Source organism: Actinomyces sp. ICM47 (assembly GCF_905369875.1).
In the GTDB taxonomy this organism is placed as follows: Bacteria; Actinomycetota; Actinomycetes; order Actinomycetales; family Actinomycetaceae; genus Pauljensenia.
Genome location: NZ_CAJPJE010000062.1, coordinates 1 through 10,806, shown reverse-complemented (window position 1 = coordinate 10,806; position 10,806 = coordinate 1). Strand labels below are relative to the sequence as shown.

Below are 10,806 nucleotides of genomic sequence, written 5' to 3'. Positions count from 1 at the left end.
GGGCGTACCCGGGCGCGGCGAGTACAGGAACGTGAACGCGGAGGAGAAACGAGCCTGCTCGACGACGTCGAGGGTGGCCTGGAAGTCCTCCTCGGTCTCGCCGGGGAAGCCGACGATGATGTCCGTCGTAATCGCAGCCTCCGGGATCGCAGCGCGAACGCGCTCCAGGATGCCCATGAAACGATCACGGCGGTAGGAGCGGCGCATCTGACGCAGGATCGCATCGGAACCCGACTGCAGAGGCATGTGCAGGCTCGGCATGACCGTGGGAGTCTCCGCCATCGCCGCAATCACGTCGTCCGTGAAGGCTGCGGGGTGAGGCGAGGTGAATCGCACGCGCTCAATGCCCTCGACGCGGCCGACAGCGCGCAACAGGTCAGCAAACGCACCGCGCTCGCCGAAACCCACGCCGTAGGAGTTGACGTTCTGTCCCAGCAGGGTCACCTCGATGGCACCCTGGGAGGCGACGGCCTCAACCTCGGCGAGAATATCGCCGGGACGACGGTCGCGTTCCTTGCCGCGCAGGTGCGGGACGATGCAGAACGTGCAGGTGTTGTTGCAGCCCACGGAGATGGACACCCACGCGGCGTACGCGCTCTCGCGATGAGTGGGCAGGGTCGACGGGAATACCTTGAGGGATTCCTCGATCTCGACGGCGGCCTCGCGGTTATGCTCGGCGCGGCGCAGGAGCGCCGGGAGCACGTCAATGTTGTGCGTGCCGAAGACAGCGTCCACCCACGGGGCCTTCTCGACGATGCCGTCGCGCATCTGCTGGGCGAGGCAGCCGCCGACCGCGATCTGCATGCCCGGGCGCGCTCGCTTGACAGAAGCGAGCTGGCCGAGATTACCGAAAAGACGGGTCGCGGCGTTCTCGCGCACGGAGCAGGTGTTAATCACGATGACGTCGGCACCCATGTCGCCGGCGTCGGTCGCGCGGGCGGCGGCCTCGGGGACCTTCTCAACGGGGACGAGGCCGGCCTGCTCCAGCAGACCCGCCATACGCTCGGAATCGTGTTCGTTCATCTGGCAGCCGAGCGTTCGCACCGCATAGGTGCGAGGCAGGGCATTTACCTGCGGTGTCGTCGTATTCATCGCACAACAGTCTAGTCGTGCTCGCGGCCACCAGAGGAGTCGAGCACGTCACGCAACAACGCCAAAGCCGCGTCGATGGCTCCGGTACGCACGCGGGCTCGATCCCCCTCCAGGTGCACCAACCTGTGCTCCGTCCCGCCCTCGTGCGCGCACGCAACGTGAACGGTGCCGGCAGGGAAACCATCGGCGGGGCCGGGCCCGGCCACGCCCGTCGTCGACAGGCCGATGGCAGCACCGAACAGGACGCGAGCGCCCTCAGCCATCTGCCTGGCCACCTGCTCGTCCACCGGACCAGTTTGATCGAGACGCGCGCGAGAGACCCCCAAGACCGAGGCCTTCGTATCCACCGCGTAAGTACACGCCCCTCCGCGCACGACGTGGGATGCACCGGGCACGTCAACCATGCGGGCAACGAGGCCCCCTCCGGTCAGCGACTCTGCGGTCGCAACCGTCAGCCCACGGCGCGTCATCTGCCCGATCAGGTCCTTCACCTGTGCGTCATCCATTCTCAGGACACCTCCCAGCCCCAGCCTTCGTCATCGTCCGAGCCACCAGCATGCCATTCATCCAGGGCATCGCGCACCGCATTGGAGGCCACGGATGGGGAATAGCCTTTGCGCGCCAGCATCGAGCACAAGCGCCGGTACGCGCTCTGCCGAGGAACGCCCGCCAGTGATCGGCGCTTGCGCGCCACGAGCTGGGCGGCCCTCTCGGCCTCGTCATCACGGCTGATCTGGGACAGTGCTCGCTCGATGATGCCCGGTTCCAGCCCCTTACGCACGAGCACCTCACGCAAAGCGCGGCCCGATGCCCCGGTGCCTGAAAAGCGCGAACGCACCAGAGCATCGGCATAGGCCTGGTCATCGACCAGGCCTACAGCTTCAAGCCGATCAACGACCTGGAGGGCCAGATCGGCACTAAAACCGCGCCCCTCAATGGCACTGGTCAATTCTGCGCGCGAACAGGCGTGCGCATCCAGCTTCCGCAACGCAACCTCACGCGCTGCCTCGATGGCGGCTGAACCCGTCAGGGCGGCGTTACGTTCGCGGACGCGGGCCAGCCGCTGCCCCGGGGAGGAGCGGTGGCGTCGCTCCTCCCCCAGCTCCGGATGGTCCTCCGGATCCAGATAGCGGACCACGACTCAGAAGCCCGCGTCCTCGTCCGGGTCAACCGCGGGTGCCTTCTTGGACCCCTTCTCCGGCTCTGGCTCCTCGGCAATGCCGAGCGCGATCAGGATCTTCTGCTCGATCTCGTTAGCCAGCTCGGGGTTATCCACCAGGAACTGGCGCACATTCTCCTTGCCCTGGCCCAGTTGGTCATCCCCGTAGGTGAACCAGGAGCCGGACTTACGCACGATGCCAGCTTCGACACCCATGTCAATGATCGAGCCTTCGCGCGAAATGCCCTTGCCGTAGACGATGTCGAATTCGGCCTGCTTGAAAGGCGGGGCCATCTTGTTCTTGACCACCTTGGCGCGCGTACGGTTTCCGACAGGCGCTCCTGCTTCCTTGAGGGTTTCAATGCGACGCACGTCGATGCGCACCGAGGCGTAGAACTTCAGGGCCTTACCACCGGTCGTGGTCTCCGGGGAACCGAAAAACACGCCGATCTTTTCACGCAGCTGGTTGATGAAGATCGCGGTCGTGCCGGTCGCCGAGAGGGCACCCGTGATCTTACGCAGGGCCTGGCTCATGAGGCGGGCCTGCAGACCCACGTGGGAGTCGCCCATCTCGCCCTCAATTTCGGCCTTGGGCACCAGGGCCGCGACCGAGTCGATGACGATGATGTCGATGCCGCCCGAGCGGATCAGCATGTCGGCAATTTCGAGGGCCTGCTCGCCCGTGTCGGGCTGAGAGACCAGCAGGGAATCGGTGTCCACGCCCAGGGCGCGAGCGTAGACGGGGTCGAGCGCGTGCTCAGCGTCGATGAAGGCCGCGTTGCCGCCGGCCTTCTGGGCGTTCGCAACGGCGTGCAGGGCAACCGTGGTCTTACCGGAGGATTCGGGGCCGTAGACCTCAATGACACGCCCGCGGGGCAGGCCACCGATGCCGAGCGCAACATCGAGGGCAAGAGAGCCGGTGGGGATCACCTGAACGGGAGGACGATTGTCGTCGCCCAAGCGCATCACGGATCCCTTGCCGAATTGCTTATCAATCTGCGACAGGGCGACTTCGAGCGCCTTGTTGCGGTCGTTCGTGACGGTCTTTGCCGCGGGTGCCTTACGGGCTGCCATGATGGTCCTTTCGTTCTGCGGCCTCTCCGGCCTGCGAGTGTCCTGGCCTCAATGACGCCCCTCTCCGAGGCGCCATGACGAGTATGCGACCGGCCATCGTCATCTGCGTCCCGCACGCGCCACCCCTGTGGATGACACGCGAGGACGATTCGTCGCTCATCAGCTTAGATGGAACAAATGTTCGATACTGCGGCGACACGCCGAGGCACCAAGCAGGGCATGCGAGAACACAAACGTGCAGCAATGCGCGTTCGCGCAAGGAAAACAATAAAGGAGTCAGCGACCCCGTTCACGCGGGTCGAGGCGATGAATCCAGCGCGCATCCTCGCGCCCGGTTTCTTCGCACAGCTGCGCCCAGACCTCGTCGGGACTCACCCCGGCAGACAGAGCGTCGCGGGCTGTGGCCCCCAGCGAGGCGAGGTAGAGGTCGGAAACGTACGAGCGGCCGAGGGCCGACCCGAAGGTCGCCTCGACCGCTTCGTAAAACTCGGAGTGCTTCACGCGTCAGGAGATCAGCGTAACGGGCACGAGATCGTCGGGCACCGCGTCAGGAATGACAGCGCCATCGATGATCGCCATGCGTTCGGAGACCTCGCGCAGCACGAACCACAGCGGAACGCGCAGAGCGGAGGTAATGGCCTCGAGCAGTTCGGAGGATGCCTCCTTCTGCCCGCGCTCAACTTCGGAGAGATAGCCCAGGGACACCTGTGCTTCGGAGGAGACTTCGCGCAGGGTTCGACCCTGGCGCTGGCGGATGCCACGCAGGACATCGCCGAGTTCGCTGCGCAGCAGCGGAGTTTCGCTCAGTGTCTTTTCCATATCGTTACTGTAGCCGTTCTTGATCGTCGGGCGCATCGTTAGTTCGCGCATCGGACCGGTGTAACCGGGCACGCGCACGCCTCGGGTTGTTGTCATGTTCTGTCAACGCGCACCCAAACCGGCCTATTCCACCGGGCATTCAATTCGCGTATGGGTTGCGTCACCCAGACTCAACTCTGAATGTACCGCCCGGCAGGAGACGAGTCCGCGGAGGCGGCGTGCCCGCCGTCTGCCTCATGAGAGTCGACGATGGCAGGAGTGCGCATCAGTGTGACGCCCTCGACCACGTAGGCGACACCAGAAATGAGGGTCAGCGCCAGTGCGATACCGGACAGGGCGAGACCGAGGCGAATCACGAGAATAACCCACCACTGGTTAGCCCGGTCGATCGCATAGAAGTGCTCCCATGGGATGAGCAGCGTCCCCAGCGCAATGATCTGGAAAAATGTCTTCATCTTACCCATCCAATTCGCCGAGACAACGACGCCGCGGCGCAGGAAAAAGGCGCGCATCGCGGTGATGCCGAGCTCGCGCACAGCGATCAGGATCGTCACGAACCAGGGCAAGAACCCCTGCCAGGACAGGAGAACGAAACCTCCCAGGGTCAAAGCCTTGTCAGCGATGGGATCGACGATGCGCCCGAAGTCGGTGATCTGGTTCCATGAACGAGCCAGATGCCCGTCGAAATGATCCGTGATCGAGGCAAGCGCGAAGATGACGAAGGCCACCCACTTCGTGACCCAGGAGTCCTGTAGAGCCAAAATGATGAAGATGGGGACGAAGACCAGGCGCGCCATGGTCAGCACGTTCGGCAGGTTCACGACGGGGACTGCGGAGTCCCGTTGAACGCGCGACACGTTATCACTCATTGCTGGTACCTCTCTCTTAGCGGCCGGTGAGCTGCCAAGCGTCCTCATCGTCGTCCGGCTCCTCATCAACCCAATCAGGTGAGGAACCGCCAAAGTTATGTCCAGAGTACGGGTCTAACCCGCCCGCGCGCGAATCGCCAGCGTGTCCCGTGCCCGATTCGTAACCAGAGGAGGTCTTCGTCCTGTCAATCGACGAGGTCCCCTTCCCCGCAGCGCGGACGCTCGCAGCACCGGTGGCGGGGCTGGGTGCCCCCGAGGGTGCGCTGGAAGCGGGCGCGGGGGATGCGGGCGCGGCGGAAACCGCCGCGGGCTCGGGTTCGCTGATGGAGGTGGATTCGCCGCGCAGCATCGCGAGCACCTCGGGGAGCTGCTCGGGGGTGACGAGGACCTGGCGGGCCTTGGAACCTTCGGAGGGTCCGACGATGTCGCGGGATTCGAGGAGGTCCATGAGGCGTCCGGCGCGGGCGAAGCCGACGCGCAGCTTGCGCTGGAGCATGGAGGTGGAGCCAAGCTGGGTGGAGATGACAAGCTCGGCGGCCTGGAGCAGGTCTTCGAGGTCGGCTCCGATATCTTCGGCGACTTTTGCTTCCTTCTTGTCGGGTACGACGTCGTCGCGGTAGTGCGTTTCCATCTGGCTCTTGACGTGGGCGACGACCTGGTGGATCTCGGATTCGCCGACCCAGGCACCCTGAACACGCATGGGCTTGGAGGCACCGGCGGGCAGGTAGAGGGCGTCGCCCTGGCCGATGAGCTTTTCGGCGCCGGGCTGGTCGAGGATGGTGCGCGAGTCGGTCAGCGACGAGGTTGCGAACGCGAGGCGCGAGGGGATGTTGGCCTTGATGAGGCCGGTGACGACGTCGACCGAGGGGCGCTGAGTGGCCAGGACCAGGTGGATGCCGGCGGCGCGCGCGAGCTGCGTGATGCGTTGAATCGAGGCTTCGACGTCGCGCGGCGCGACCATCATGAGGTCGGCGAGTTCGTCGACGACCACGAGCAGGTACGGGTAGGGGTGCAGGGTGCGGTTGAGTCCGGGTTTGGCCTGCACCTGTCCGGCGGCCACCGCCTTGTTGAAGTCGTCGATGTGCTTGAAGCCGTAGTCCGACAGGTCGTCGTAGCGCGCGTCCATCTCCTTGACGACCCATTCGAGGGCCTCGGCGGCCTTCTTGGCATCGGTGATGATGGGCGAGATGAGGTGCGGGATGCCCTCGTAGACCGTGAGTTCCACACGCTTGGGGTCGACCAGGATCATGCGCACTTGCTGCGGCGTCGCGCGCATCATGATCGAGGTGATCATGGAGTTGACGAAGGAGGACTTACCGGAGCCGGTCTGGCCGGCGACCAGCATGTGCGGTGTCTTGGCCAGGTTGGTGACGACGTAGCCGCCCTCGACGTCCTTGCCGACGCCGACGACGAGCGGGTGCTGGTTGCGGCGAGCGGCAGCGGATCGCAGGACGTCGCCGAGGGCCACGTTTTCGCGGTCGGCATTGGGGATCTCGATGCCGATGGCGCTCTTGCCGGGGATCGGCGCGAGGATGCGAACGTCGGCGGAGGCCACCGCGTAGGCAATGTTTTTCGACAGGTTGGTGAGCTTATCGACCTTGACGCCGGCTCCGAGGACGACCTCGTAGCGGGTGACTGTCGGGCCGCGCGAGAAACCGGTGACGCGCGCGTCGACGTTAAAGTCCTCGAAGACCTGGGCGAGTGCAGCGACGACCTGGTCGTTGACGGCGGAGCGCGTCATGTGGGGCGGCCCTGAGACGAGCAGGTCCTGTGAGGGCAGCGTGTAGCTGATCGAGTCATCCAGGTTGGGCTGGAAGGCACCATCGGGTTCGTCGGTGATTGGCGGGGGTGTCGGTTCGGGTTCAGGCTCGTGAGCGGGGACCTGGTGGGGTGCCACGACGGGACGCATCTTGGTGATCATCTCGGTGGGTGCGTCCGGCGTGGAGGGACGAGGCCTGGGCTTGGCGGGCACGAAGGACTTGGCCACGGGGACAGCGCCGGACTCCAGGAGCTGGGTCCGTTCAACGGATTCCTTTTCAGCGGCTTGACGGAAGGACTCGTCGCCGTCGTATTCGTCGAGGAAATCATCGTCTCCGGCCGCGAGATTCTTGCGGGACTTGCGGCGCGCCTTCTTTGCGGGGGCCCTATCGCCGGGCGCACCGTCGAAGTCCTTCTCGCTTGTTCCGCTCAGGTGGGCAGAGAGATCGCGCAGGCGCGCCGGAACGTCGGCAACAGCGGTGCGGGTAGCCAGGAGGATGGAGTAGGCCAGCAGCAGGACGAGGAGGGCACCGGCTCCCCACGAGGAAACGAGGAGTATGAGGGGGCGCGCAATGAACCAGCCGATAGCGCCACCGGCCGTGTCGATGCCCGGCTCGGAACCCATGCTGGGGTTACCGCGCGAGATGTGCACAAGTCCGGTGAGGGCCATCGTAATACCGACACCGCCAGCCACGTGGTGGGGCAGCGCGGAGCGGCCCGAGCGCGCGGAGACAAGCTCGCAGGCGAGCGCCACGAGGAGCAGGGGGAGAACGACGGAGAAGATTCCGACGAGTCCCGCCGAAGCGTAGTGGATGGCGTCCCCAGCCTCACCGGAAATCTGGAACCATTCGCGCAGAGCAATGACGATCGCGGCGGCAAGAGCGATAAAGGCCGCGGCGTCGCGCTTGACCTGGGGGTCCGTCGCTTTCCACCCGCGCACCATGCTGGCTCCGGCACGAGCAATGGCCGCGAACAAGCGGGCCAGCAAACCGGGCTGGGTAGGCTGCTGTGGCGGCATAGGCTCGCGCTTGGCGGCCGAACGAGGCTTGCCCGTCTTGGCGCGCGGGCGCGCAGGACCTTTACCAGAGGAAGAGCGTGGAGACGATTGTGCCATGATTGCTCCACGATATCGCCCGCGCTGGCCCCGCTCAGGAGGCGCGCCGCGAGCGCTCAGCGCAGGATATTCGTAACAACACCGGTTTCGAGCACGTTGTCAACCTGCTCACGCGTGGGCACGGGCAGGGCAGACTCGTGAGAGACGGCGAGTGCCGCGCCAGCGTTCGCCATGAGGCATGCGGTCTCCAGGTCGTGGCCCAGGAGGATGCCAGCGCACATCTCTGCGATGTGGGTGTCCCCCACGCCTGCGGTGTCGGCGATGGCCACCTCGAATGCGGGAATCGTGATGATGGGGGCATCCGCGCCGAGCTGGAGTTTGCAGCCTCGGTTGCCCACGCGGCGCACGGTGGCAGCGTCGGGGCGCATGTAGGAACGGATCGTGGAGCCACAACGGGTGCGGTCTAGGATGTCAGCCAGGGCCGAGGCCTCCCAGTCGTTCATCGTCACCACGTCGGCGCGCGGCAGGATCGTCTCCCATGCCTCGACGGGCACCTGCACGACCGCGGGCGACACGGAGACGACGAGGGTAACGAAGGGAGGTAGGGCCGCAGCCCATTCGCTGAGTTCGACTGCCGCGTGCGCGTTCGTCATGTCTGAGGCCGCCACGTGTACGACGTCCCCCTCGCGCAGCTCAATACGGTCGAGGGTGGTACGCGAGGGTTCGGACTCGACTCCCGCGGTGACGACCGAGCACATCGTTCCGCCCTTATCGATCAGCTGGATAACGACGCCAATATCGCCGACCAGCTCGGGGGTCAGGACTTCCACTCCCGCCTCCACCAGCTGCTGACGTACCTGGAAGGAGTTCGGGCCGGTGCCCAGTGGCGAGGCCGCTGCCGCTGGGACGCCCATGGCGGCTGCGGCGCACAGGGTCGTGAACCCACCGCCGGGCCGAGAGCTCGCGGCATCGGCGTGCACCGATCCCCCGCGCTCGGGTATGTAGGCGATGTGCATTGGCAAGACCAGAGCAACCGAGTGCGTCGAAATGAAGCGACCCGCCACGGACTTTCCTTCCCCTGTGTGCCGCGCTACCACCCGGGCAGCCACGGCCTCGTCACTGAAAACTGCCGAGCTTCTACTGCTCGGTGACCACCGGAACGATCATAGGACGACGACGCAGACGTCGCGCGACCCAGCGACCGATGACGCGGCGCATCGCCTGCTGCAGGACGTAGGGGTCCTGGCCGCCGGGCGCAGCCGCGTCCTTGAGGGCCTTGGTGACGTCGGGCAGGATCTCCTCAAAGACCGAGTCATCCTCAGCCATGCCGATCGCGCGGATCTCGGGACCCGCGAGGACCATACCCGAATCATGCTCGACGACAGCGAAGATCGAAATGAAGCCCTCCGACCCCAGGGTACGGCGGGTTTCCAGCTCGTCCTCGGAGATTTCGCCGATGGAGCGACCGTCCACGTACACGTACTCGCAGGGCACGATGCCCGACACGCGCGCGACGCCATCCTTGAGGTCGACCGTCACGCCGTCCTCAGCCAGGACCACGTGCTGCGGGTCGATGCCAGTCTTGACGGCCAACTGGCCGTTGCCCACCAGGTGGCGGACCTCGCCGTGGATGGGCATGACGTTCTTGGGCTGGACGATGTTGTAGCAGTAGATGAGTTCACCGGCGCTCGCGTGGCCCGACACGTGCACCTTCGCGTTCTCCTTCGACACGACGCGTGCACCCAGGCGAGTCAGGTCGTTGATAACGCGGTACACGGAGTTCTCATTGCCCGGGATCAGCGAGGATGCCAGCACGACCATGTCGCCCGGCTCAATCGTCACCGTGCGGTGCGACCCTACCGACATGCGCGACAGGGCGGCCATCGGCTCGCCCTGGGAGCCGGTCGCCATGTAGACGCGCTGGGAGGGCGGCAGTTCACCGATACCCTTGAGGTCCACGACGATGCCCTCGGGGATCGTCAGGTATCCTTTCTCCTCGGCGATGCGCATATTGCGCTCCATGGAGCGGCCCACGAACGCGACGCGACGCCCATGGTGAGCAGCGGCATTAATGACCTGCTGGACGCGGTGCACGTGCGAGGCGAAGGAGGCGACGACGATCTGGCCGGATGCCTCACCGAAGACCTGGTCGAGGACCGGGCCAATCTCGCGTTCGGGCGTGATAAAGCCCGGGACCAGGGCGTTCGTGGAGTCCACCATGAACAGGTCGACGCCTTCCTCACCCATGCGGGCGAAGGCGCGCAGGTCGGTCAGGCGCCGGTCCAGCGGCAGCTGATCCATCTTGAAGTCACCCGTAATCAGGACGTTGCCCGCACCCGTGCGCACGAAGACCGCGAGCGCGTCGGGAATCGAGTGGGTGACGGAGACGAATTCGAGGTCGAAGGGGCCGACGCTGAGGCGGTCGCCCTCGGCGACGACGGTGAAGCCCGGGTCGGGCAGGCGGTGTTCGCGCAGCTTGGGGGCAACGAAGGCCAGGGTCAGGTCGGAGCCGTAGATCGGGATATCGTCGCGCAGTTTAAGCAGATAGGGCACGGCACCGATGTGGTCCTCGTGGCCGTGGGTGAGGACCATGCCCACGACGTCGTCCATGCGGTCCTCGATCCAGGAGAAATCGGGGAGGATGAGGTCGACGCCGGGCTGGCTTTCCTCGGGGAAGAGGACGCCGCAGTCCACGACCAGGAGCTTGCCCCGGTACTCGAGGACGTTCATGTTACGGCCGACCTCGCCAAGACCTCCCAGCGGGATCACTCGCAGTGCGCCCTCTTCCAGGGGCGCGGGTTCGCTGAGATTCTCGTACAAAGACTTCATGGTGCCAGTCTGCCACGTCAGAGAGCTTTTCCCCGCATCGGGGGATCCATGAGGCGGGTCGGCCCCCTCACACTTGGGAGTGGAGGGGGCCGTGTTCCGTCTCATCGACGAGGCCGTGGCTAGGCCCCGCCACATGGGTGTCGGGTGAGTAG

10 protein-coding genes are annotated in these 10,806 nt (G+C 65.5%); all 10 read right to left on the bottom strand.

Going from position 1 to position 10,806, the window contains the following annotated elements:
* Positions 1-1,092 (bottom strand): tRNA (N6-isopentenyl adenosine(37)-C2)-methylthiotransferase MiaB (gene miaB, locus QZ149_RS09515; RefSeq protein ID WP_291451198.1); only part of this gene is annotated, 1,092 nt, incomplete at its 3' end.
* Between the two features lie 11 nt (positions 1,093-1,103).
* A complete protein-coding gene (locus tag QZ149_RS09510; protein ID WP_291451197.1) occupies positions 1,104-1,598 on the bottom strand; it encodes a nicotinamide-nucleotide amidohydrolase family protein in 495 nt (164 codons plus the stop codon).
* A gap of 2 nt (positions 1,599-1,600) precedes the next feature.
* Positions 1,601-2,230 (bottom strand): regulatory protein RecX, encoded by a 630-nt coding sequence (locus tag QZ149_RS09505; RefSeq protein ID WP_291451195.1) that lies wholly within the window; start codon positions 2,228-2,230, stop codon positions 1,601-1,603.
* A gap of 3 nt (positions 2,231-2,233) precedes the next feature.
* The gene (gene recA, locus QZ149_RS09500) at positions 2,234-3,325 is read right to left on the bottom strand and encodes a recombinase RecA (RefSeq protein ID WP_291451193.1); all 1,092 of its coding nucleotides are present in this window, start codon (positions 3,323-3,325) and stop codon (positions 2,234-2,236) included.
* 276 nt (positions 3,326-3,601) lie between these two features.
* The gene (locus QZ149_RS09495) at positions 3,602-3,826 is read right to left on the bottom strand and encodes a DUF3046 domain-containing protein (protein ID WP_291451192.1); all 225 of its coding nucleotides are present in this window, start codon (positions 3,824-3,826) and stop codon (positions 3,602-3,604) included.
* A gap of 3 nt (positions 3,827-3,829) precedes the next feature.
* Positions 3,830-4,144 (bottom strand): helix-turn-helix domain-containing protein, encoded by a 315-nt coding sequence (locus tag QZ149_RS09490; RefSeq protein ID WP_034505361.1) that lies wholly within the window; start codon positions 4,142-4,144, stop codon positions 3,830-3,832.
* A 170-nt stretch (positions 4,145-4,314) separates the two neighbouring features.
* Positions 4,315-5,013, bottom strand: coding sequence for a CDP-diacylglycerol--glycerol-3-phosphate 3-phosphatidyltransferase (gene pgsA, locus QZ149_RS09485; RefSeq protein WP_291451191.1), 699 nt, complete (start codon positions 5,011-5,013; stop codon positions 4,315-4,317).
* A gap of 16 nt (positions 5,014-5,029) precedes the next feature.
* Positions 5,030-7,885, bottom strand: a complete 2,856-nt coding sequence (locus QZ149_RS09480) for a DNA translocase FtsK (RefSeq protein ID WP_291451190.1) — start codon at positions 7,883-7,885, stop codon at positions 5,030-5,032.
* Between the two features lie 56 nt (positions 7,886-7,941).
* A complete protein-coding gene (locus QZ149_RS09475; protein ID WP_291451199.1) occupies positions 7,942-8,841 on the bottom strand; it encodes a PfkB family carbohydrate kinase in 900 nt (299 codons plus the stop codon).
* 121 nt (positions 8,842-8,962) lie between these two features.
* Positions 8,963-10,654, bottom strand: coding sequence for a ribonuclease J (locus tag QZ149_RS09470; RefSeq protein ID WP_291451188.1), 1,692 nt, complete (start codon positions 10,652-10,654; stop codon positions 8,963-8,965).
* Positions 10,655-10,806: the final 152 nt, after the last annotated feature.